Raw genomic sequence first — 22,597 nt, forward strand, 5'->3', positions numbered from 1 at the left:
GGCGGGTGTTTTGTGTGAGTGGCAGGCGGGCGGTACTGAGACTCAGTCTCATCATTATTCAGGGTGTCCCACACGCTGTCAATTCCGAAAACAACGATATTTTCATCAAATTGCCCTCAACTATCCGGACGACATTTCCACGTTCGTTGATGGGTTACTATACTTTTTCACTATGCACACTTCGTCATCCATTCGGATTTCCACACATCTCGGCCATCGTGGCCTCTGCAGAAAAGTGTCATGGTATTGGGAGTTGAGCCCTTAATTGAAGATCGACGAGACCCGAAGCGATCTCGCGTTGCGCTCCTGATCGAAAGCTCGAATGCTTACGGTCGCGGGTTGCTCAGTGGCATCATTGACTATCTGAGATGTCACGAATCCTGGTCGCTGTATATTCCCGAGCAGGGACGAGGTGATACCCCCAGCCCAAAGCTGCAGGCATGGAATGTCGACGGCATGATTGCCCGCGTCGAAAATGAAGCGATCGCCGCTGCTGTGCGCGAGCTGAATATTCCCGTCGTCGATGTTTCTGCTGCCCGATTGCTTCCGGATGCTCCCTGGGTCGAAACCGACGATTCTGCGATTGCCCAGCTTGCTTTTGACCACTTGTCTGAGCGTGGTTACAAGAACTTCGCCTTTGTGGGAGACACGAAATTCAATTGGTCCCGCTGGCGGGCTTTTGGGTTCCGGTGTTGTGTGGAAGCATCTTCTCATCGTCACTTCGAGTTCCCCCTCGGACACAGCGTAGGGGCACACAGACAGCCGCACCTGGGAACGCCGACTGCTCCTTCGGGAGATGAGTCTGAAGAAAGCCTTGCAGCCTGGCTGAAGAGCTTGCCCAAGCCAATTGGGATCGTCGCGGCATACGACATCAAGGGGCAGCAGATCCTCAATTTGTGTCGTGATTTGTCGATCAGTGTGCCCGAAGAGGTGTCCGTTCTCGGTATAGATAACGATCCCTTGATTTGTGAATTGTGCGAACCGACGATGTCGAGCGTGATCCCCGATGGCCGGAAGGCGGGCTACCTCGCGGCTGAACTGCTCGACGCACTTCTGTCAGGGCGAGCCGGTGAGACCACATCTCAACTTATCCAGCCTCTCAGCGTTCATGCACGTCAATCAACGGATATTCATGCGATCGACGATGAGATCGTCGCCCAGTCGATGATGCTGATTCGTAAACATGCCTGCGAAGGCCTGACAGTGACTCAGCTGATTGAGAGTCTGCCGGTGTCGCGTCGTATTTTCGAGAACCGCTTTCAGAAGGCGATGGGGCATACGCCTCACGCGGAGATCGTCCGGGTCCGCATGCAACGTGTTAAGTACCTGCTCGCCCGCTCCGATCATTCCATCAGCGACATTGCCCGCATGACTGGCTATGCCCATGACGAGTACCTTTCCAGCTCGTTCAAACAGCTCGAAGGCATTTCACCCACGCAGTATCGCCAGCAAAATCGTCAGGTGTAACCGCTGATATGCCCGGTTGATTCGCATCCTGAGGCAACATCGCATAGGATACCGGCTTGACTCGAATCCCCGCGTCCGTTTGTGGACGCTGTCTCGAAAAGCTGATCGTTCCTTATGCCCCTGATTGGTCTGCGTAACGTCTCCTTCACTCACGGCGGTCCTCTCCTGCTGGACCATGTCAACCTCGAAATCGAGCCCGGCGAACGCATCGGGCTGGTTGGTCGCAACGGGACCGGCAAGTCGACCCTGCTCAAGCTGCTCGATGGCACCCATCGCCCCGATGATGGGGAGATCTTTGTCACCGCGGGTGCAACGATCAAACGCCTCGTCCAGGACGTCCCGCAGACGACCGTCGGAACTGTCCGGGAAATCGTCAAGTCTGGTCACACCAACCAGGAAGAAAACGACTGGGACATTGAGAACGCAGCTGACAAAGTCATCACGCGTCTGGGGCTCGATTCTGACGCTGAGTTTTCCAAGCTCTCCAGCGGGATGAAACGACGCGTTCTCCTCGGGCAGGCCCTCATTGATGAACCCGATGCGCTGCTGCTCGACGAACCGACAAACCACCTGGACATCGAATCGATCGCTTGGCTGGAAAAGTTTCTGAAGGGCTATGCGGGCACTGTTATCTTCATCACCCACGACCGTGAGTTCCTGCAGGCACTGGCGAATCGGATCGTGGAGGTCGAGCGCGCCCGTCTATTTGACTGGACTTGCGATTACAAGACATTCCTGGAACGCAAGCAATGGGCACTCGAAGCCGAAGAACGCGAACAGGCACTCTTTGACAAGAAGCTGGCGCAGGAAGAAGTCTGGATCCGACAAGGGGTCAAGGCTCGTCGGACTCGCAACGAAGGCCGCGTTCGTGCTTTGAAAGCGATGCGAGAACAACGTCGTCAGCGTCGGGAAAAGCTCGGCAACGTCGCGATGTCGGTCGGAGATGCAGACAAATCTGGCCAGCTCGTCATGGAGCTCAAGAATGTGACCTATTCCATTCCCGGTCGCACGCTGATCAATGACTTTACCTCGCTGATCTCCCGCGGCGACAAGATCGGGATCATTGGTCCCAACGGGGCAGGGAAGTCGACCCTGCTGAAGATTCTCCTGAAAGAGCTGGAACCCGAAAGCGGCCACGTGCGACACGGCTCGAAACTTCAGATCACGTACTTCGACCAGCTGCGCGAGCAGATCGACGAAGAGAAGACTGTTGTCGAGAACATCGCAGACGGGGCAGACATAGTGACCGTCAACGGCGTCAACAAGCACGTGTACGGGTATCTTCAGGAGTTCCTCTTTACGCCCGATCGTGCCCGTCAGCTGGCCAAGCTGTTGAGCGGGGGAGAAAGAAATCGTCTTCTACTGGCTCGGCTTTTCAAACGCCCCACAAATGTGATGGTCCTCGATGAACCAACCAACGATCTGGATCTGGAAACTCTCGAACTCCTCGAAGATTTGCTCGTCAACTTCGAGGGGACGTTGATCATCGTCAGCCACGACCGGGCGTTTCTCAATAACGTCGTCACGTCGACGATGGCCGTGGAAGGGGATGGCGAAGTCCGCGAATACTTTGGAGGCTTCGATGATTACCTCCGCCAACGCGGCAGCCGAGAGCAGTCTGCGAAAGCAGCGAAAGCCGTTGTCGAATCAAAAGCAGAACCCGCCAAAGACAATAAGAAGCCAGCCGCCAAGAAGCTGACCTTCACGGAGCAGCACGACCTCAAGACAATCCCCAAGCAGATCGAAGAACTCGAAGCCCGACAGGCCAAATATCAGGCTGCAATGGCTGACCCGAGTTTCTTCAAACGCGCTCAAAGCGAGGTGACGGCTGATATGCAGTCGTCGCAGCAGATTGGCGAAGAGCTGGTGCAGTTATACGCCCGCTGGGAAGAGCTGGAAGCGCGGTCGTGAACCGATTTTTTACATGGCGCGAAATCCGCAGCGTTTTTGATCGCAGTGTGCCACGGCTGTGTCAGCCGTGTAGGTGGACGTTCACTGCGCGATCGCACGGCTGACACAGCCGTGGCACACAGGGAAAAGCGGCTCGGACGGAGACCTCCCGCTGATCGTTACTACGCGTTGTTCCCCGACTTCGCGGTCAGCCTCATCATCAGCAGACCCACAGGATAACCCGCGACAATCGTGACCAGGCTCAGGACTGCGGGCCAGAAGCTTTCGCCATCGGTCTGGCTGAGGGTGAAGACAACCGTTGCTCCCATCAGCAGGATGTAAAGGATCGGGGCAAGCGGATAAAGAGGCATGCGATAACCAGTCAGGTCTACGCGTCTTCGAATCGGAAAGATGCTGGCGACGACAATCGCGGAAACGGCTGCCAGGCCGACGGAGGCGTAATCCAGCAGTTCGAGGAATTTCCCCATCCAGACCAGCGAGGCTGATGAAATTCCGAGCACGAGAGTTGCGAGGACAGGAAGGTCGCTGCCTCGTTTCAAGCTGCCTGCGAATGTGGGAAACATCTTATCTCGAGCCATCGCGAAGATGATCCGAGGACCGGTCAGGACGTAGGCAGAAACCGACGCGACGAGACTCAAACCGATCAGGATCGAGATGACGTTCCCGATGCCATTTCCAAACAGTTTCTTGGAAACCACCTCTGCGATTCGTTGTGCGTCCTCAACTGGCATCGCCGTGAAATTGACCGGGTCGATGGCATAGATGTAGAGGACGTTGACCATGACATACAGCAGCATCACCGACAGTGTCCCCTCGACGAGGCACCGTGGCAGCAACCTGTTCGGCTCGCGAATTTCGCCCGCAAGATAGCCGGCACCATTCCAGCCGGAGTAGGCATAGCTAACGCGAATAATCCCGACTGAGCAAATCGCAAGCAGCTCCTTTGATCCCTCGGAGGAGTGGCTGAAATGGACCCATTCGCCCTGTCCCGAAGAAAGCCCTGCAACGACGAGCAGGACCAGCATTCCCATCTTCAAAGCCGTCGACGCGATCTGAAAGAAGGAGGATTCCTTGTGTGTCCGGATGTGAATGGCAGTCACCGCGAGAATCATCCCTGAGGCGATGATCTTGATCGAATTGCTAGAAATCCAGAGCGGAGCATTCTCGTTCAGCCAGCCCTCCAAAGGTGCCACCAGATACGAAGCCGAGAGCATTGCAATGATCGAAATGGGAGCCACGAAGCCGAGAATAAACGATGACCAGCCAACGACGAACCCAGCTGCCGGTCCAAAGGCGACCCGTACAAACAGGTAATCACCGCCGACAGCGGGAAGGCGGGTAGCGAGTTCTGCGATGGTAATCGCACCCGCGATCGCGAGCAGTCCCCCGACGACCCACAACGTGAGCAATAACATCGGATTGCCCGCGTCCTTAAGCATCAACCCTGACGACGTCAGAATCCCCGCCCCCACCATGCTCGCGACGACGACGAAATGTCCCGTCCAGTAGCCGAAGCGTCGGGGAGTCAGGTCATGGGCAACGTCGACGCCTTCTTCAATTGTCTGGCTCAAGGCAGCATCCTGCATGTCGTTTGAGTGAGTTCTGGCGAGCGACAGCGATCATGACAAATCGTTCAGAACAACGGAAGTCTGCTTTTCGTCTCCTTTTACTCATCGAAGAGGAAAATTGCGCCAGCGGTCACTGACACTCCTGTCGCTCCCCCGCAAAATTCGGCGATTATCGCTTGTTCGTCATCGGATTAAGCCTGATATTAAGAGGACGTATGTTTCCATCGTGAAAGTTGACTGTGCAGTTTCCTCTTCGACTACAAATCCTGCTTCCCTTTGCCCTGCTTCAACTGGTCACAGTGACGGCGATTGCGGTTTATGCAAGTTGGTTGGCGCTCGCGAAAGTGGAGTCTGACCTGACAACTCGTCTGCAGCAGATCTCGATGTCGCTGAAAGACACCAGTTTTCCTCTCAATCAGCCCATTTTGAATCGACTGGCCAGTCTCACGGGGGCAGAGATGATCCTGTGGGACGAGTCCAACCGTGTCGCACTGATGACTCCAGGGATTATTCAGCCTCTCACGGCCGAGGAAACAGGTGCGCTGGCAGCCCTTGATGATGATGATGATGTCAAACATGAGCGATTTCGCAACTCGATCACCGTCGCGGGGCAGCATTACATTCATCATCGCATGAGATACCCTGGTGCAAGACAGGCTCGTGCCATCAGTATTCTCTATCCGGAAGAAAGCATCGAAATCGCAAGACGCAATGCGATGCTGCCTCCATTGATTGTGGGGTCTTTGTTAGGATTCGTGACGATCCTGACATCATTCTTTATCGCGAATTCTGTCTCAGGCCGCATCAACTCTTTGCAAACGCAGGTCCGCCGAGTTGCTTCAGGAGACTTCCGACCTGTCCCTGTGCCCGGCCGGGCCGATGAGATTCAGCGGTTGGCGTTGTCATTTAATGAAATGGCGATGGCGTTAGAAGCGTCTCGTCGAGTTTTGCGAGAGACGGAACGTTCGCGATTGCTGACTCAGCTGATCAGTGGGCTGGCTCATACGCTGCGGAATGCCATCACCGGGGCCCGTATCAGTGTTCAACTTCACCAGCGTCGCTGTCAAAACCCGGACAATGCTTTAGAACGCGCACTGGCTCAAATGTCGTTGACCGAGGAGCAGATCAAAGCATTACTGCGGATTACGCGAGGAGAACAACGAACCTCCGTGGCGGGCAGTGTGGACCAGATTCTTTCGGAAACGCTGCGACTGATCACTCCAATCGTTGAGCATCACCGGATTGCCTTTGAGAGCATCCTGACTGATTCAACGTGTCGTGTCGATGATGCTGATGCCATCCGGGCAGCGATGGTGAATCTCCTGATGAATGCCATCGAGGCGACCGGTCCTGAAGGTTCCCTGCGTATCATCTCAAAGACAGACGACAACTATTTTACGATCGACCTTGGCAATACCGGCCCCCGGATCACTCCAGAACTGGCAGAACGCATCTTCGATCCGTTCTTCAGTACCAAGCAGGAAGGGGTCGGACTGGGCCTGTCCCTCGCCCGGCAGTCGATCGAAGATTGTCACGGACAACTGAGCCTGCATACCATAGACGACATGACTGTCTTCCGCATCCGCCTTCCGATGACCCCCTCCAACCGCATCCCCCCTTCGCACACGCCCATCACTGTCAGTGATCTGCCGACCCGCAAAGACCTGTCACGAGAAGAAACATTATGAGTCGCGTTCTGATTGTTGATGACGAGCCGAACATTGCCTGGGCACTCAAAGAAGCGCTCAGCGATGAAGGCCATCAGGTGACGGCCTCGGCAAGTGCCGAGGAAGCTCTCACGGTCATCGACAAGGATGTTCCCGATCTGATCATGCTCGACGTTCGGCTGCCGGGCGTTGATGGGCTGACGACTCTGGAGAATCTCAAGCAATCTCATCGAGAACTCCCCATCATCGTCATGACCGCCTTCGGAAGTCTCGATACCGCTGTCCGCGCCGTGCGACATGGTGCCTTTGATTATCTGACCAAGCCTTTCGATCTCGATACCGCCATCACGCTGGTCCAGCGTGCGATTGAATCGACATCTGGAAACAAAATTACAACCGGCAGCACTTCCGACACTCTCTCGGCTGATGACACGCCGGTCCTGCTGGGCAAGTCGCCGCAGATGCAGGAGATTTTTCGAAAGATCGCGCTGCTGGCTGGTCACGATGTTCCCGTTCTCATTACGGGCGAGAGTGGGACGGGCAAGGAAGTCGTCGCGAATGCGATTCATCGACACAGCCTGCGTCAGGATGGGCCATTCGTTCCTGTCTGCGTGCCTGCGCTTCCTGCCAATCTTGTGGAAAGCGAACTCTTCGGTCACGTCAAAGGAGCATTTACCGGCGCGACCTCCCAACGACAGGGCCTTCTGTCTCAAGCACACGGTGGCACTGCGTTTTTTGATGAGATCGGCGACGTCGAGTTATCTCTTCAAGTCAAGCTGCTGAGGATTCTTGAAACCCGTCAGGTCCAACCGGTGGGCGGGACTCAGCTCATTCCCAGCGACTTCCGCCTGATTGCCGCGACGAATCGTGACCTGTCTGCCCTGGTCCGTGACAATCAGTTTCGGGAAGATCTTTTCTATCGGCTCAATGTCTTCCATCTTCCTCTGCCACCACTCCGCGAACGTCCCGACGACATCCTGCAGCTCGCTGAGTACTTCATGTCGCTGCACAACTCGATGGGACCGTTGACCCTTTCCGATGCAGCCCGTGCTGAACTCCTTTCACGACGCTGGTACGGCAACGTCCGCGAACTCAAACACGCGATTCAATACGCTGCGGTCATGTGCCGCTCGAAACGCATTGAGCCGGCTGACCTCCCGCCTCCTCTCAGCCCGAACGAAACCCCGGTACGCTCTGCGGGCACGATCGATTCCGCCGTCACGACATGGATGGAAAACACCCTGAACCAGACCAGCGACGCCTCCCTGCTCACCGGCGTCTACCAATCTTTCCTGGAAGTCGTCGAGCCGATCCTCTTCAACCAAACGCTCAAACGCACCAACGGCAACCGCAAGGAAGCGTCACAGATACTGGGCCTGCACCGACAGACGCTGCGGGAGAAGATGAAGAGGTATGGGATGGAGGGGGATGCCGAGTGAGTGGTAGAAGAGCAGGAAGTTCTACGCCGTCGCGAGGTCGCGTCCTTATGGATTTGCTTTGCTGATTCTCACACGAAATAAAGCAAGCAAAAAGCGAAGTGGGCCGATAAGCCGGGTTCTGTCGTGGATGGTCATTTCTCTGGGGTGGCTGTTGGCAGGTCACCTGTTCGCGACCTCCCATGTGGACGATTAAATTACTTTTCGTAGGAACACGCCATATCACATTTACAGCTGTAATTGGAGAGTAGTCATCAGGAACGGATCGCTCAACTGCACAATTCCAACTTTCATATCTTCATCAAAACGAAGGTGAACAATCTCGCATTTCGATCCAAATACTGATGTATAAAGTGTGTCAGGCCTCCAAAGGCCGGCCGAGCGATATTTTGTAGAGATCAGAACCTGTCCGAGCTCGACATTCGCTCTTCCGTTATGTCCTTCGACAATCAATTTCGCGCATGCGAGTGCGGAAGGTGTCAACCGTGACCTGTACTCACGAAGCAATGACCAATAGCTGATGATGCTCATGCATACCAGAATGCCTGTAACGACCAAAAAGCAAGCGAGTCTTTTTTGAACTTGGCTTGCTCGAATAATGTAAACCGACCAGGAAGCTGAATAGGCAAGCAGAAATATTGGAGGCAGATAGAGTTGAGCAGGTAAGTCAACAAACCGCTTTGGTAAAATCGTTGACTCGATCATCAGGTCAATGCTGAGGCCGTTTGCACAATTCACGCAGACCTTGTAAGGAAAGATAATGAAGGTCAGAAAGTAGGGATCGCAAAGAATCCACGCTGCAAGTAATAACGAAAATGCAAGCGGATTGTAGAGCTGGCGCCGGTAAGTGTAGACGTGTGAAACAGGGTTGTGCGCCATCAATTCACCAACTGCAGGACTCTAGTTGTCGCTTCTTGTAACTTATGAGGCTGTTGAGGATCTTGATTACTTTTTAGCCGGTCTGCCGTGCGGAAACCAGATGATGATCGTAGAAAAAGGGAACCGATCGACATCAACGGCCTCCCAAAACTTCACTTCCGGATTGACTTTCCGAATCTCGTCTTCCAGAGGCTTCAGGTTGCCTTTGTACGAATAGACATTTTTGGCGTTGAATGCGAATCGTCCTGCAGATGCGTACTTCTCGACATTGTTGATGAAGACATCATCAAAGACGCTGATTGGGGAAGAGTGATCCGACAGTTGTGGGATCTGAGTTGAAATGACAAGCGCTCGAACTGGCTTGTTAAGCTTCGTCAAGAATTTGAAAGCGATAGATTCATCGAACCACATGTATTCCTCGTCGGCATTGTCCACCGATATTTCATCTACGTGACTGTCATCGACGAATCCGGCGAGCGAAAACCCGTTTATAGTGCAATTGTCGAGTTCCAAAGTTCGACATCGCTGGTATTTTCTTCCATCGATTGCGGCTCCGGAAAAGGTGCACTTTCTGAAGTAGATTTCGTAGTCGGGTTGCTTCGTCGCACCGATTGCTGCCAATGCTTTGGCATCAAGAGCCAATTCTTCTACGACATAGCTTTCCGAATAATTCAGCGGCTGGACCGCAATCAGCCAATCAACGAACTTCTCATTCTCTCTGACTGAGTATGGCCGAATCTTTTTGATTCGCGGAAGCTGCCATGAACTGCTTCGTTCGATGTCGATACTACGCAGCGAAAGCCCATAATCCTGGGAATGCTCAACGGCGTACCATGCGACTAAATATGGGTACGCAAACATTCCAGCCATGATCAGCAGCGTCAGCACGAACAGAGTCAGGACTTTTGCTGGTGTCAGCTTCATTGCTGATGATTACCTGTGGTCAAGAAAGAGGGGAGGGTGAGCGATCCGCTAACTAAGATGGTTTGTGCATCGACGTCGTAACAGAAGACGAAGCGATGCGATGACTGGATCAAAATCAATTGCTCTGCAGCGAGCATTTCAGCAAATAAGCAAGAAGCGAAGTGGGCCGATAAGCCGGGTTCTGTCGTGGATGGTCATTTCTCTGGGGTGGCTGTTGCCAGGCCACCTCGACGCGATCGACCCGGAGATCGTTGGGACGGACCGCCCCGCAGCCTGCTTGCGCGGGCATCTCTCCTGCTTGATCTTGCTCCCGATGGGGTTTACCCTGCCAAAGCTGTCACCAGCTTCGCGGTGCGCTCTTACCGCACCTTTTCACCCTTACCTGTGACTCGAAACGATTCACAGGCGGTTTGTTTTCTGTGGCACTTTCCCGGTCCTTGCGGACGGTGGACGTTATCCACCATCGTGTCCTGTGGAGCCCGGACTTTCCTCCACCAGACGAATCTGGCAGCGACCATCTGGCCCACTTCGCGGTTTCATCATCCACACTTGCCCTGAACACCACAACCGTCAATCCGGCATTCGTGACAAACTGCCAATTTATGCATTCCGTCTCCGTGACAAATCGATGAGAACGTAACGCTTGTAACGGACATCAAGCAAAATTCCGAGTTCGCGCAGAAGTGACGTGAAAATACGTGATTGACTCCTTTTTCGAACTACGACAGTTTCTATAATCAATCATGTTAGTGCGAATTGATTCACTTTCGTCGAGACCTTATGTCAAACGCGGATTCAAAATATCTCGGTGAGCTGGAACCCATCGGCGGCGGGGACACCATTCCGCTGGCGCGACCCAAGCTGATCGTCGGACGTCGTTCTGGCAGCGATATCTGTTTACAGTTTCCCAATATCTCGTCGAATCACTGCGAACTGGTTCTCGAGAACGGATACTGGAAAGTCGTTGATCTCAAAAGCCGCAACGGCGTGAAGGTCAATGGCGTTCGTTATTCAGAAAAGTTTCTGATGCCGGGCGATAAGCTGCATATTGCGGATCGCTGCTTTGTCGTGAATTACGATCCTCAGGGAGCAGAACCGCCCGAGGAAACTCAGGAAGAGGTTTTCTCCGTCAGTCTGATGGAGAAAGCAGGGCTGGAACGCAAGCCCAATGCTCCGCGTCGCAGCGAGAATCTTGCCAGCGAACTGCCTGCCCCGAAGCCTGAGTCACTCAAAGCCCCGACGTCGAAAAAGAAGTACGATGGCGACGACGAAGTCATGAAGTGGCTGCTGGGCGACGAGTAGTTTTGAGTGTCCGCCTTGAAAGATTTGAGTCGGGTGCCACTGGCTGTGCCAGTGCTTTCTTGCATCTCTCGTTCAACATGGATCACACTGGCAGAGCCAGTGGACCCCGAAATCAGATCGTGACATAGCGATCGTTTTGAGTGCTGTTTTTCCGCCTCATGTGGCGATTTAGCAACACGCGACTGCATGTTTTCACTGCTTGAAACGGTAATCTGATCGCGTCTTGTAAAACAGATTTGACGCGTCCGCACAGTGAGCTAGTTTTGTCTTGTCCGTCCGGCTGAATGTGTGCATTCATTGGACAGAGGTGCTGCCGCTCCCCTCCCTGAGCAGCATTTTCTGACAGGACATCGACCGATGCGCCCCCACGCTGGTTGAACCCAATCTATTGACGAACACCATACGCAAGACATCAGCTGCTGCTGGGGACGTATTTCGATGAACCAAAAAATTCTGACGACTGGCGATGTCGCCAAATTCTGCGGCGTGACTTATCGCACGGTTCTTCGCTGGATCGATCGCGGGACTCTGGTCGCGTATCAGCTGCCAGGACGCGGCGACCACCGGATTCGCGTGAACGACTTTCTGACCTTCCTCGCGACCCACAAGCTGCCGGTACCTGAAGAGTTCCTGCCATCTGCTTCGCGAATCATGGTCCTGGAAGCCAACGAAGTCACAGCCAAACACATTGCAAAAATGCTGACGGAGCGGGGCTTCGAAGTCGCAACGGCTCATGATGGCTTCAAAGCGGGAACGCTGCTGGGAAGTTTTCAGCCATCGGTCATCATTGTCGAAGAATCACTGCCATGCTTATCGAGTGGCGGGCTGATCAGCCATATTCGATCGTCGGAACTTTGTGTTCAGACGAAGGTCCTGGTGATGACCGACAACGTGGATGCCAAGGGACGCAGTCTCGTCGGGCTCGGCGCTGACGACGTGATGAGTAAGCCATTCAATGAAGATCAATTAATGCACCGATTGAAAGCACTTTTGGTCGCATCGGGCGCGCAAATGCCGACAACGACCTAGCGAGTCATTCAGCTTCCTTATTTCCAATCGGCCTCACCGGGCCCATCGACGTCGTGACGTCGATGGGCCCGTTTTGCTTTTCTGCCATCCTGACAGGTTCCAGGGGCGTTTTTCGCGAAGACAAACTTCGCTTTCTGGTCACCGACGACGCAAGTCCTATACGAGCAACAGGATGCGGCTTTTGATTGGCTGGCTGTTGGAGTCTGGCACATCATTCGCTTTATTACGCTTCCAGTTGTCGCAGACTGCCAAGGAAGACGTGCACTCTCCATTTGGCAGACAATTCTGCTGACAATCGTGTGTCCCGGATTCGACCGGGCAATCCTATTTTATGCAGACAAGTTGTTGACTGAATAACATCCTTCAGGAGTTGGGAATGGCCAAGAAGTCCGCCACTGCGACCGCTACTACGATCAAGATCGTTCCACTGGGTGACAAAGTTGTCATCAAGCGCCAAGCTGCGGAAGCAAAAACCGCTGGTGGAATCGTCCTGCCAGATTCTGCCAAAGACAAGCCACAGCGTGGTGAAGTCATCGCGATTGGTGAAGGCCACGTGAAGAGCAATGGCCAAAAGGCTCCGCTGACCGTCAAGGCGGGCGACAAGGTCATCTTCAGCTCATACGCTGGCGACGAGATCAAAGTCGGCGACGAAGAATACCTGCTGATGCGTGAGTCGGATATTCTCGCGACTTACTAAGAGCGATGCATGATGTTTCATGAGCGAATGATGGCCCTCTCTTGCCTATCGCTCACCCTCATCCGCCCTTCGGGCACCTTCTCCCCTCAAGGGAGAAGGGACGATACAAATACTTTTCACATAAAATCAATCTCTCTAGGAGTTTCTACACATGGCCAAGATGATCGCCTTTGATCAGGAAGCCCAGGAAGCAATGCGTCGCGGCGTTTCTAAACTCGCCCGCGCTGTCAAAGTCACGCTGGGACCACGCGGTCGCAACGTCATTATCGAAAAATCTTTCGGCTCTCCGCTCGTCACCAAAGACGGCGTGACGGTTGCTAAAGAAGTCGAACTGTCTGACAAGTTCGAAGACATGGGCGCCCGCATGGTCCGTGAAGTCGCGAGCAAAACCTCGGACGTCGCCGGCGATGGGACCACCACCGCGACCATCATGGCTGAAGCCATCTACAACGAAGGTCTGAAATCTGTTGTCGCCGGTGTCAGCCCGCTCGATATGAAGCGCGGTATGGATCTGGCTGTCAGCGACGTCACGGCGTTCCTCAAAGGCATGTCCATTGAGTGCAAGACGAAGAAGTCAATCGCTCAAGTCGGTACCGTCGCTGCCAACGGCGACACCGAAATCGGCCAGATTCTGGCTGATGCAATGGAAAAAGTCGGTAAAGATGGTGTGATCACCGTCGAAGAAGGCAAGTCTCTCGAAACGAACTTCGAAGTCGTCGAGGGAATGCAGTTCGACCGCGGTTACCTGTCTCCTTACTTCGTGACCGATCCAACGGCCATGGAGTGTCAACTGGACGACGCCTTCATCCTGATCCACGAAAAGAAGATCAGCAACATCAAGGACCTCGTTCCTGTCCTGGAGAAGGTCGTTCAGTCTGGTAAGCCACTGCTGATCATCGCTGAAGACATCGACGGCGAAGCACTCGCGACTCTGGTCATCAACAAGCTCCGCGGCACCTTCAAGATCTGTGCTGTTAAAGCTCCTGGCTATGGCGATCGCCGTAAAGCCATGATGCAGGACATCGCCGTCATGGTCGGTGGAACCTGTATCTTCGAAGACCTGGGCATTCAGCTGGAAAACGTCCAGCTGTCTGACCTCGGTCGTGCCAAGAAACTTGTTGTCGACAAGGACAACTGCACGATCATCGAAGGTCTGGGCAAGACCAGCGACATCAAGGCTCGTATCGAGCAGATCCGTCGCGAACTCGAAGCTTCTTCCAGCGATTACGATCGCGAGAAGCTCGAAGAACGCGTTGCCAAACTGGCTGGCGGTGTTGCTCAAGTCAACGTCGGTGCAGCCACCGAAAGCGAAATGAAAGAGAAGAAGGCCCGCGTTGAAGACGCCCTGCACGCAACCCGCGCTGCCGTCGAAGAAGGTATTCTTCCAGGTGGTGGGGTTGCTCTGCTGCGTTCTTCGAATGCCGTCAAGCCATCTCGCAAGGTCAACCACGACGAAGAAGTCGGTTACAAGATCATCCTGCGTGCCTGCCGTGCTCCTCTGACCCAAATTGCTAACAACGCTGGCCTCGATGGCGGCGTCATCTGCGAAAAGGTCTCTGAGCTCGAAGGCAACATGGGCTTCAACGCTGCTACTGAGAAGTACGAAGACATGGTCAAGGCTGGCGTGATCGATCCAGCCAAGGTGACCCGTTCTGCTCTGCAGCACGCCGCTTCAGTTTCCACTCTCCTCCTGACCAGCGATGCTCTGATTGCAGAAGCACCGAAGAAGGAAGACAAGAAGCCAGCTGGCGGTCATGACCACGACGGCATGTACTAAGACTGCTTACGGAACATTGTGAGCTGACAACGTGATTACCAGACCCCGGCGGTTCGCTGCCGGGGTCTTTTGCTGCGCGCATCAGAGTTAATACTTTGTTTTGACAGGCTTTGTTTCTGCAGGATATGCTGGAATAAAAGGAGCGATCCCATGGCGATACAGTTATCCCCAGAGCTAGAAGCAAGAGTCCAGAAGATTATGGACACCGGGAATTATGAGTCTGTCGATGAGGTGTTGAACACGGCGCTCGACAATTTGTACGAGGAATTACCAATTGATTTGAGCAATCCGGATGTGATCGCGAAGCTGAAGGCGATGGTGGCGGTGGCTGATGAGGATCTTGCTGCGGGCAGGTATGAAGAATTTGACGCAGAGAAGTTAAAGAAGGAGATGCGAGATTTCCTGCGCGATGAAGGGGTTCCTGCCGAATGAAAGCCATCATTTCGTCGCAGGCCAAACGGGATCTCAAGGGGATCATCTTATTTATTGCAAAGAGCAAATTTGATCCGAAGTCTGCGATTCGAATCGGTGACCAGATCATCGAAACCTGTGATCATATTGCTGAGTTGTCCCTGACGACCCGCATGGTACAATCCGCCCCGGATATCGGAGTGGACGTCCGACTTTATCACTTCAAACGCTGGGTCATCGTTTACCGCTATGTTTCCCATGGTGTTGAAGTACTCCGTATTTGTAATCAGAGCCAAGACTACATGAACTGGAAGCTCTGAGTCCGGTAAAGATGGCAATTTGGATTTGTGCAGGGTCGGTGGTGCGGGGATGATGAATGGGACGTCTTCCGACTTGATCGAAAGGACTGGCCATGAGCGACTCCCCACTTGCCCTTCACAATTCTGCACTTCATCAGGCGACGTTACATCTCCTGAATGAACTCTTCAACGGAACGCCGGAGTCGGGCGGGTTCATGCTTAATCCGGGTGATCCGGGGATGCTCGAGCAGCTTGGCAGGGTTTCGGCAGATGTTGCCTCGACGCGGAATGTCGAGGGGTTGACGACAATCGCGGCTCATGTCGATCACGTTCTCTACGGTATCAGCCTGCTGAATCGCTGGGCGAATGGAGAGCCGGAGCCTTGGAATGATGCGGATTGGTCACAGAGTTGGAAGCGGACGCATGTCACTGAGGATCAGTGGGACGACTTGCGGTCACGGTTTCGCGATGGTGTCGAGGAATGGATGGGGCATGTCCAGGAGAGGACGGAATGGGATCATCTGGCAGCGTGTGGGACGATTGCGAGTCTGGCACACAGTGCGTACCACCTCGGGGCAATTCGGCAGATTTTGGCGACGCAGGGGGTTAAGCCGATTGCTTGATGGAACAGATCCTACTTAGAAAAATACTTGAGCGATTATTGCAGACTTCCCTCATCCGACCTCGAAGACTCGGCCACCTTCTCCCCGAGGGAGAAGGATCAATTTCCTGCGGCGAGCTGGGCGGCCTTGAGTGTGTTTTTGAGTAGAACGGCTCTGGTCATCGGGCCGACGCCGCCGGGGACGGGGGTGATGGCGATGGATTTGGGGGCGACGGATTCGTAGTCGACGTCGCCGACGAGGCCGGTTTCGATGCGGTTGATGCCGACGTCGATGACAACGACCCCATCCTTGACCATGTCGGCAGTGACGAATTTGGGTTTGCCGATGGCGGCGATGAGGATGTCGGCCTGTTTAATGATTTCCGCGAGGTTTTGGGTGCGGCTGTGGCAGACGGTGACGGTGGCGTCGCCTCCGGCGGGGGCTTTTTGCAGCATGATGTTGGCCATCGGTTTGCCGACGATTTCGCTGCGGCCTAAAACGACGACGTGTTTGCCGGCTGTTTCAATCCCGGCGTCTTTGAGAATGAGATGGCAGCCAGCGGGGGTGCAGGGCAGGAAGCGAGGGCGGCCTTGGACGAGGAGGCCGACGTTTTCCGGGTGGAAGGCGTCGACATCTTTCAGCGGGGTGATCGCGTCGAGGATGGTTTGTTCTTCAATGTGTTTGGGAAGGGGCAGTTGGCAGAGAATTCCGTGAACCAGCGGGTCTGAATTGAGTCTGTCAATCAGTTGCAGCAGTTCGTCTTGCGTGATCGTCTCTTCCAGGACGTGCAGCTGGCTGGTCATGCCAACTTTTTCGCAGTCGGAGCGTTTGTTGCGGACGTAGACCTCGCTCGCGGGATTGCTGCCGACGAGGATCGCAGCCAGGCAGGGTTTGACTCCGGTGGTTGCGGTCAGGTTTGCGACTTCTGCCTGGAGTTCTTCGCGGAGTTTCTTGGCGAGCGTGTTGCCGTTGAGGACGCGGGCCGTCATGTGTGTCTTTCGGTCAGGAGTTGAGTGAAGATTCGACAGTTGCCTGATGCTTGGATAAGCGAATGGAAGCAATCCCTTGCCTAGCGCCCACCCTCATCCGCCCTTCGGGCACCTTCTCCCCTCAAGGGAGAAGGGACATAAAACCGCTCCCCTCAAGGGAGAAGGGAAAGAAGATATTGAATGGAGTTCAGTCTCGATTGTTATCAAAAATCTCTCAGGAAAATAGCAGATGCCAGATGGCGCCGTAGGTACAGGCGCCGAGGAAGGCAGCCATATAATCATCGACCATGATGCCCCAGGCGCCCGGGAGGTATTCGAGGCGTCGAATGGGCCAGGGCTTGATGATATCGAACACGCGGAACATCACAAAGCCAAGCAGTAGCGTGGAAATGTTCACGGGGACAAATGCCATGACGATCGGGAAGGCGGTGTATTCGTCGCAGACAATCTCCTGCGGATCGACTTTCTGCAGGCCGGCCCGCTTACACAAAGGGAGGGCAAGGTGACAAATGACCCAGCCGAGGGTGAAATAGCAAGCGATCATCAGCAAAAATGCCGCAGTATAGGATTGAGCATCAAAATGCTGGATTCTCATCAGAGGCAAGGCGAGTACAATTCCCCAAAGGGTCCCGAGCGTTCCGGGAGCGGGCTGACGGTAGCCGATGCCCAGACCCGTCGCCAATAGAAGGGCAAATGTACGAACAGACTGCATCAAATTCCCCGCGTTAATCTTCTCTGCGGCTGAACATTCGAGTTTAGCCGGGTGGTCAAAGTTGGATTTGCACCTTTCCACCGGTTCACTATACTCCAGCCCTGACCTTTCACCATCCCTCTGACGGAATCATCAACGACTTCCGTCTAAAAACCTATTCGGAAACCCTCACCCCGGCCCTCTCCCAAGGGGAGAGGGAGGTCAACGGATAGGCTCTATGTTTTCCTCCGATTCAAACACATCCACGCCCATACAAGTTCAATAAAGTACGAGTCCATCATGGCTGACGAAGACGTCAAACTGAGCAAGAACGAATACCTCAAAGCAGAGAGTCATCAGCTGCGAGGCGCGCTGATCGAAGAGCTGCATAACGGCACTGATCACTTCACAGAAGACGCGATTCAGATCCTCAAGTTCCACGGCAGTTATCAGCAGGATGACCGCGATACTCGCAAGGCCAAGGATGCTGATGGGAAGCCTCTGGGCAAGAAATATTCGTGCATGATTCGTTCTGCGATCCCGGGTGGTCGCGTAACAGCGGCTCAGTTCCTGGGACACCTGGATCTGGGTGATCAACTGGGGAACGGAACGGTTCGTATTACGACACGTCAGGGCTTCCAGGTTCACGGCGTGCCCAAAAGCAGCCTGCGAGAAGTCATCAACCATATCAACAAGATTCATCTGACGACCAGCTCTGCCTGCGGCGACGTGAATCGCAACGTCATGTGTAACCCGCCGCCGTATAAGAACAACAAGGTCATGGATCAGATGCAGGACGTCGCGGATCGACTGTCTCAGCATCTGAAACCGCGTTCGACGGCTTACTACGAACTCTGGCTGAAAGATGACGAGGGCAATTCGTTTAACGCAGCGGAGTTCACCCCGGTCGAAGAGCCGATCTATGGCAATACCTATCTGCCACGGAAGTTCAAAATCGGTTTTGCGATGGCCAACGATAATCACGTCGATGCCTACACGCAGGACATCGGGTTCATGGGGATTGTCGAGAATGATGATCTTGTTGGATTCAACGTCCTTGTTGGTGGCGGGATGGGGCGGACACCATCAGCTGCGAAGACTTTCCCCGCGTTGGGTCAGCTGCTGGGTTACATTCCTTACGATCAGGTGCTGCAGATTGCCGAAGCGGTCGTGAAGGTTCAGCGGGACTTTGGTAACCGCGTTGATCGCAAGGTTGCGCGGATGAAATACCTCGTGCATGAATGGGGTATCGAGAAGTTCAAAGCCAAGGTCGAAGAGTACTACGGCGGTCCGATCGCAGACGCCAAGCCAATGGAAGTCACCGCCGCCGATGACTACATGGGCTGGCGTGAACAGGGGGATGGGAAGCTGTTCCTGGGGGTCAACGTCGAATGTGGACGTCTCAAGGACGAGGGCGATCTCAAACTGAAGACGGCGTTTCGCGAGCTGTTTGCGAAGTATGATATCGAGTCACGTCTGACGGCGTTGCAGTCAGTTATTCTGTGTGACATCGATCCGGCGTGGAAAGCAGACATCGAGTCGATTCTGACTCGTAACGGGATCAAGTTGGCAGAAGATCAGACTTTCTTCCGTCTCAACGCGATTGCCTGCCCGGCGTTGCCGCTGTGTGGACTGGCCGTGACTGAGTCAGAGCGGATCTTTGGTGAGATCGTTTCGGGTGTCGAAGGGCATCTCGATTCACTTGGTCTGACAGGTGAGAAGATCACGATGCACATGACAGGTTGCCCGAATGGGTGTGCTCGTCCCTATACGCCGGACATCGGGATCGTCGGGAAAGCCGCTGGCAAGTACACGCTGTTTCTGGGTGGGAACAATGTCGGGTCGCGACTGGGGTATATTTTCAAAGACATGATTCCCCACGATGACCTGATTCCAACGATTGGTCGCGTGTTGACGGTTTACAAGGCTCAGCGGAATGAAGGGGAGAAGTTTGGAGACTTCTGCGAGCGACTCGGGGCTGAGAAGCTGGCAGAGCAATCGGCGTAGGAGGAGATATGTTGCCTAGAGTTGATTGAGCAATTTGAGCGAACGATTGCCTATCGCCCACCCTCATCCGCCCTTCGGGCACCTTCTCCCCTCAAGGGAGAAGGGACGGAAGACGGCTCCTCTCAAGCGAGAATGGACAGTAGAAGACTCAGGAGCGAACGCAAGCCCCCCCCGGCTGCGTTCGCTTTTTTATTGAGTAATCACTTTTCATCCATGAGATATTCATTCAGACCGTTTGTTTGGGGAGCATGAATGAATAAAATGGGAAAACGCACTGAAGCGGACAGTAGAGGTCTGGAGGACCAAACGGATTGCTTATCGTACGATGGAAACGGGGTTCTGAAATGACTGCTGTACGTTCGCTGCTCTCGACGTCCTTCTTGCTGTTGTTGATTTTGACGACCTTGACGATCGACACATTCGCTCAGGCACCTGCGGGTGGCCGATTTGTCATGAAGACGATTCAGGATGATACGGGGACGTATCCGTATCAGGTCTTTCTGCCTCGGGGTTACACCCCTTCGCGCAAGTGGCCGGTGATTGTGTTCCTGCATGGGGCCGGGGAGCGTGGCGTGGATGGTAAGTTGCAGACGACGATCGGGCTGGGACCGTTTCTGGAGTCGGGCGTTGTTGATCCGGGTGCGGTCGTGGTTTTCCCGCAGGCACCCAAGCTGCGTGGACGTTTACTGGATCACTGGGCACCGACTTCCAAGCCCGCAGAGAGGATGTTTGCGATTCTGCGACAAGTCGAAGCCGACTATTCGATTGATAACACGAAACGAGTTCTGACGGGCTGGTCGATGGGGGGATATGGAGTCTGGTCGATCGCGGCTGCTTCTCCGGACATGTGGTCTGCACTCGTACCGATTGCAGGTGGAGGCGATGTTTCGATGGCCGCCTCGTTGAAGTCGATTCCAGCATGGAGTTTTCATGGGACTGATGACCAGCTTGTGCCCGTTGCACGTGCTCACGAGATGACCGATGCGGTCAAGAATGCGGGGGGCTCGGCTGCCTTGACCGTGTTTCCGAAGGTTGGACACGATTCGTGGCTGGTGGCGTATGCGAATCCCGCGCTTTATCAGTGGATGAAGAATCCAAAGACAGTTCCCGAGGATCTCGTCGATGGGGATCGATATCGTGCGGGCAATGTGAGTCTGCCGTTTGGATCTTATGGAACTCAGCCATTTACGCCCGGCATGACGATCTCCAAGGCCGCTTCAGTCATGATTTCTCCTTCGATGATTGCCTATTTATCGAGGACACTGACTGAGCAGATGCAACAAAGGCCATTCAGCGGTCCGGTGCAGGCGATTTCGACGACGACATCTGCAGAAGGCTATTCGTTTGATGTGACCTTCTCGGGAAACTCGTATGTGGCGAATGTCTCGAAGATTGATGTCATCGCGAATGGCGATGGGACAATGACTGCCAATATTGGGTTATCGCCGATTAGGATGACGCTGGGGCGAACCAGCATTCGAGGCGTTCGACGTCAGGCGGCGTCGACTGGGCCGATCAGTATTGTTGTCGGTCATCGTTATCCGGTGAATTTGTCGTTGCGAGTTCGTCCTCAAGTCAACAACGGGCGATTCGCGTTTCAATTTGTCGCGGCGGATTTTGATATCCCTGCCGATAATTTTTCAGTCAGTACGCCCGTCGTCACGGGCACCAGTGGATGGGGAGTGACGTCGGAACGTGTTGGAAGTGGGATTGTCAGCGGGCTGTATGGAAGTCGGGGTCGCATGGAACAGGAAGTTCGACGGGTCGCTCCGACGCTTGTTCGTACATTTGAAGAGACGATCAACAGTTCGCTCGACTTCTCGCAGGGCGAGGATGTGCTGGCCGGGATGTGGCCGATGCCGTTTTACCAGCCACGGGCACGTATCTTTCCTGAAGCCGTTGATGTCAATGGAAACGGAATCGCGATTCGTCTGGGGGTTGTCAGCGGGAAACTGGCGGGAGCTGATCAGTCCAAGCCAATCGTCGCGACGATTCAGGGGGCGAAGTCTCCGAGTATGGGATCGTTGGGCGATGAAGAACTGCTGAGAGTGAATATCGATACGGGGTTGTTCGAAGCCTTCAATCGTCAGATCATTGAATCAGATCTGAATGAAGTGCACGTCAAAGATGTTCCGGTGGAGAGCTTCTATGAGTTCGCGAACGCGGAGTATTGGTCGTCTTTGTCAGAGGAGATGAAGAAGGCTTTTGAAGGGAAGGGATGCGAAGCGTATCTCCGACTGGTGGATCCGGTCATGGTGAAGCCGAATGCAAATTCGGCGGAATACCAGATTGGAACCAAGGGGTTGATGCTTGATGTCTATTCCACCGAGCAGGGCAAGGAGACGCTGGTGACGAGTCTGCGAATTGATCTGGCTCAGTCGTTGAAACTGGATGTCGCGGACACGCCAACCCGCGGAAATGAACTGACGATGCAGTGGATCGGGGATCCGGTCCTCAAGATCTCGACCGAGAAGGGTGAGATCAAATTGGACGATGCCCAGGTCGCCCAGATTCAGGATCGTTTCAAAACAGGGTGGAATGACTGGATCGATCACGACAAGATGGTCCAGCTCAAGTCGCCGACCGTTCCGATCGGGCTGGCTCGACTGACGATGACCCGTCTGTCGACTGATAACGTCAATCTGCAGGCCTCGTTTGGGCCGGGCAAGATTCGTCTGATCAACAAGTCCGACGAGCCACTTGATTACCGGATCGCCACCAAGGTCAGCCCATGGAGTGATTTCAGTCTGCCGGGGGGACGTAATCATGCCTTTACGACGCTTTATCCTTATAAGTTCAGTCGTAAGGTGGATGGTCGCGATGTGGAATTCACGCTGCCTGTGGGAGGAGTGTATGAGTACCGTTCGCCGGCTTCTGGTGGTGCTCCGCAACTCTTCATGGCGAATTGAGTTTCTGGCATCAAATTGGTTATGATGGATGC

General features: G+C 54.2%; 18 protein-coding genes and 1 other RNA gene. 13 read left to right on the plus strand and 6 right to left on the minus strand.

Annotation, left to right across the window (positions count from 1 at the left end; translation table 11 throughout):
• The first annotated feature begins 240 nt into the window (after positions 1 to 240).
• Positions 241 to 1,467, plus strand: coding sequence for a XylR family transcriptional regulator (locus tag SH248x_RS06510; protein WP_459557707.1), 1,227 nt, complete (start codon positions 241 to 243; stop codon positions 1,465 to 1,467).
• 114 nt (positions 1,468 to 1,581) lie between these two features.
• Positions 1,582 to 3,378 (plus strand): ATP-binding cassette domain-containing protein, encoded by a 1,797-nt coding sequence (locus SH248x_RS06515; RefSeq protein WP_459557708.1) that lies wholly within the window; start codon positions 1,582 to 1,584, stop codon positions 3,376 to 3,378.
• A gap of 161 nt (positions 3,379 to 3,539) precedes the next feature.
• On the opposite strand, the gene SH248x_RS06520 is transcribed toward SH248x_RS06515, so the two are convergent.
• The gene (locus SH248x_RS06520; RefSeq protein WP_459557709.1) at positions 3,540 to 4,949 is read right to left on the minus strand and encodes an APC family permease; all 1,410 of its coding nucleotides are present in this window, start codon (positions 4,947 to 4,949) and stop codon (positions 3,540 to 3,542) included.
• A gap of 236 nt (positions 4,950 to 5,185) precedes the next feature.
• On the opposite strand from SH248x_RS06520, the gene SH248x_RS06525 reads away from it, so the two are divergent.
• Positions 5,186 to 6,634 carry a sensor histidine kinase gene (locus SH248x_RS06525; protein ID WP_459557710.1) on the plus strand — a complete coding sequence of 483 codons (1,449 nt, stop codon included), beginning with the start codon at positions 5,186 to 5,188 and terminating at the stop codon, positions 6,632 to 6,634.
• The gene (locus SH248x_RS06530) at positions 6,631 to 8,052 is read left to right on the plus strand and encodes a sigma-54-dependent transcriptional regulator (protein ID WP_459557711.1); all 1,422 of its coding nucleotides are present in this window, start codon (positions 6,631 to 6,633) and stop codon (positions 8,050 to 8,052) included. Before SH248x_RS06525 ends, SH248x_RS06530 begins: the two co-directional genes overlap by 4 nt.
• 225 nt (positions 8,053 to 8,277) lie before the next feature.
• On the opposite strand, the gene SH248x_RS06535 is transcribed toward SH248x_RS06530, so the two are convergent.
• The 3 genes from SH248x_RS06535 to rnpB all read right to left on the minus strand — a co-directional run bounded on the left by SH248x_RS06535 (position 8,278) and on the right by rnpB (position 10,382).
• Positions 8,278 to 8,928: a hypothetical protein gene (locus SH248x_RS06535; RefSeq protein WP_459557712.1), complete on the minus strand. Its 651-nt coding sequence runs from the start codon at positions 8,926 to 8,928 to the stop codon at positions 8,278 to 8,280.
• Between the two features lie 66 nt (positions 8,929 to 8,994).
• Positions 8,995 to 9,852 carry a hypothetical protein gene (locus tag SH248x_RS06540; protein WP_459557713.1) on the minus strand — a complete coding sequence of 286 codons (858 nt, stop codon included), beginning with the start codon at positions 9,850 to 9,852 and terminating at the stop codon, positions 8,995 to 8,997.
• A gap of 154 nt (positions 9,853 to 10,006) precedes the next feature.
• Positions 10,007 to 10,382, minus strand: an RNA gene (rnpB, locus tag SH248x_RS06545) — RNase P RNA component class A.
• A 250-nt stretch (positions 10,383 to 10,632) separates the two neighbouring features.
• Between rnpB and SH248x_RS06550 the strand changes: the two genes are divergently transcribed.
• From SH248x_RS06550 to SH248x_RS06580, 7 genes are all read left to right on the plus strand, one after another.
• Positions 10,633 to 11,154 (plus strand): FHA domain-containing protein, encoded by a 522-nt coding sequence (locus tag SH248x_RS06550; RefSeq protein ID WP_459557714.1) that lies wholly within the window; start codon positions 10,633 to 10,635, stop codon positions 11,152 to 11,154.
• A gap of 438 nt (positions 11,155 to 11,592) precedes the next feature.
• Positions 11,593 to 12,183, plus strand: coding sequence for a response regulator (locus SH248x_RS06555; protein ID WP_459557715.1), 591 nt, complete (start codon positions 11,593 to 11,595; stop codon positions 12,181 to 12,183).
• A 376-nt stretch (positions 12,184 to 12,559) separates the two neighbouring features.
• A complete protein-coding gene (gene groES / locus SH248x_RS06560; protein WP_459557717.1) occupies positions 12,560 to 12,880 on the plus strand; it encodes a co-chaperone GroES in 321 nt (106 codons plus the stop codon).
• A 151-nt stretch (positions 12,881 to 13,031) separates the two neighbouring features.
• Positions 13,032 to 14,657, plus strand: coding sequence for a chaperonin GroEL (gene groL, locus SH248x_RS06565; RefSeq protein WP_459557718.1), 1,626 nt, complete (start codon positions 13,032 to 13,034; stop codon positions 14,655 to 14,657).
• A 150-nt stretch (positions 14,658 to 14,807) separates the two neighbouring features.
• Complete coding sequence (locus SH248x_RS06570; protein WP_459557719.1) at positions 14,808 to 15,089, plus strand: hypothetical protein; 282 nt, start codon at positions 14,808 to 14,810, stop codon at positions 15,087 to 15,089.
• On the plus strand, positions 15,086 to 15,388 hold the full coding sequence (locus tag SH248x_RS06575) for a type II toxin-antitoxin system RelE/ParE family toxin (protein WP_459557720.1): 303 nt from the start codon (positions 15,086 to 15,088) through the stop codon (positions 15,386 to 15,388). The genes SH248x_RS06570 and SH248x_RS06575 overlap by 4 nt, the downstream gene beginning before the upstream one ends.
• 92 nt (positions 15,389 to 15,480) lie before the next feature.
• Entirely contained in the window at positions 15,481 to 15,990 is a 510-nt protein-coding gene (locus SH248x_RS06580; protein WP_459557721.1) for a hypothetical protein, read from the plus strand.
• A gap of 98 nt (positions 15,991 to 16,088) precedes the next feature.
• On the opposite strand, the gene SH248x_RS06585 is transcribed toward SH248x_RS06580, so the two are convergent.
• Both SH248x_RS06585 and SH248x_RS06590 read right to left on the minus strand, forming a co-directional pair.
• Positions 16,089 to 16,958 carry a bifunctional 5,10-methylenetetrahydrofolate dehydrogenase/5,10-methenyltetrahydrofolate cyclohydrolase gene (locus SH248x_RS06585; RefSeq protein WP_459557722.1) on the minus strand — a complete coding sequence of 290 codons (870 nt, stop codon included), beginning with the start codon at positions 16,956 to 16,958 and terminating at the stop codon, positions 16,089 to 16,091.
• Between the two features lie 214 nt (positions 16,959 to 17,172).
• Positions 17,173 to 17,670, minus strand: coding sequence for a phosphatidylglycerophosphatase A family protein (locus SH248x_RS06590; RefSeq protein ID WP_459557723.1), 498 nt, complete (start codon positions 17,668 to 17,670; stop codon positions 17,173 to 17,175).
• 279 nt (positions 17,671 to 17,949) lie between these two features.
• Between SH248x_RS06590 and SH248x_RS06595 the strand changes: the two genes are divergently transcribed.
• Both SH248x_RS06595 and SH248x_RS06600 read left to right on the plus strand, forming a co-directional pair.
• Positions 17,950 to 19,656, plus strand: coding sequence for an assimilatory sulfite reductase (NADPH) hemoprotein subunit (locus SH248x_RS06595; protein WP_459557724.1), 1,707 nt, complete (start codon positions 17,950 to 17,952; stop codon positions 19,654 to 19,656).
• Positions 19,657 to 20,000: 344 nt separating this feature from the next.
• Positions 20,001 to 22,565 carry a carboxylesterase family protein gene (locus SH248x_RS06600; protein WP_459557725.1) on the plus strand — a complete coding sequence of 855 codons (2,565 nt, stop codon included), beginning with the start codon at positions 20,001 to 20,003 and terminating at the stop codon, positions 22,563 to 22,565.
• Positions 22,566 to 22,597 lie beyond the last annotated feature (32 nt).

It is taken from the genome of Lacunimicrobium album, assembly GCF_052161635.1.
Taxonomy (GTDB): Bacteria; Planctomycetota; Planctomycetia; order Planctomycetales; family Planctomycetaceae; genus SXPC01.

Bases quoted from the DNA above. Each gene is read 5' to 3' on its own strand.
- groL (WP_459557718.1), top strand. From the start codon at position 13,032: ATGGCCAAGATGATCGCCTTTGATCAGGAAGCCCAGGAAGCAATGCGT.
- SH248x_RS06550 (WP_459557714.1), top strand. From the start codon at position 10,633: ATGTCAAACGCGGATTCAAAATATCTCGGTGAGCTGGAACCCATCGGC.
- groES (WP_459557717.1), top strand. From the start codon at position 12,560: ATGGCCAAGAAGTCCGCCACTGCGACCGCTACTACGATCAAGATCGTT.
- SH248x_RS06555 (WP_459557715.1), top strand. From the start codon at position 11,593: ATGAACCAAAAAATTCTGACGACTGGCGATGTCGCCAAATTCTGCGGC.
- SH248x_RS06515 (WP_459557708.1), top strand. From the start codon at position 1,582: ATGCCCCTGATTGGTCTGCGTAACGTCTCCTTCACTCACGGCGGTCCT.
- SH248x_RS06510 (WP_459557707.1), top strand. From the start codon at position 241: ATGGTATTGGGAGTTGAGCCCTTAATTGAAGATCGACGAGACCCGAAG.
- SH248x_RS06585 (WP_459557722.1), bottom strand. From the start codon at position 16,958: ATGACGGCCCGCGTCCTCAACGGCAACACGCTCGCCAAGAAACTCCGC.
- SH248x_RS06580 (WP_459557721.1), top strand. From the start codon at position 15,481: ATGAGCGACTCCCCACTTGCCCTTCACAATTCTGCACTTCATCAGGCG.
- SH248x_RS06535 (WP_459557712.1), bottom strand. From the start codon at position 8,928: ATGGCGCACAACCCTGTTTCACACGTCTACACTTACCGGCGCCAGCTC.
- SH248x_RS06540 (WP_459557713.1), bottom strand. From the start codon at position 9,852: ATGAAGCTGACACCAGCAAAAGTCCTGACTCTGTTCGTGCTGACGCTG.
- SH248x_RS06575 (WP_459557720.1), top strand. From the start codon at position 15,086: ATGAAAGCCATCATTTCGTCGCAGGCCAAACGGGATCTCAAGGGGATC.
- SH248x_RS06595 (WP_459557724.1), top strand. From the start codon at position 17,950: ATGGCTGACGAAGACGTCAAACTGAGCAAGAACGAATACCTCAAAGCA.
- SH248x_RS06590 (WP_459557723.1), bottom strand. From the start codon at position 17,670: ATGCAGTCTGTTCGTACATTTGCCCTTCTATTGGCGACGGGTCTGGGC.
- SH248x_RS06570 (WP_459557719.1), top strand. From the start codon at position 14,808: ATGGCGATACAGTTATCCCCAGAGCTAGAAGCAAGAGTCCAGAAGATT.
- SH248x_RS06600 (WP_459557725.1), top strand. From the start codon at position 20,001: ATGACTGCTGTACGTTCGCTGCTCTCGACGTCCTTCTTGCTGTTGTTG.
- SH248x_RS06530 (WP_459557711.1), top strand. From the start codon at position 6,631: ATGAGTCGCGTTCTGATTGTTGATGACGAGCCGAACATTGCCTGGGCA.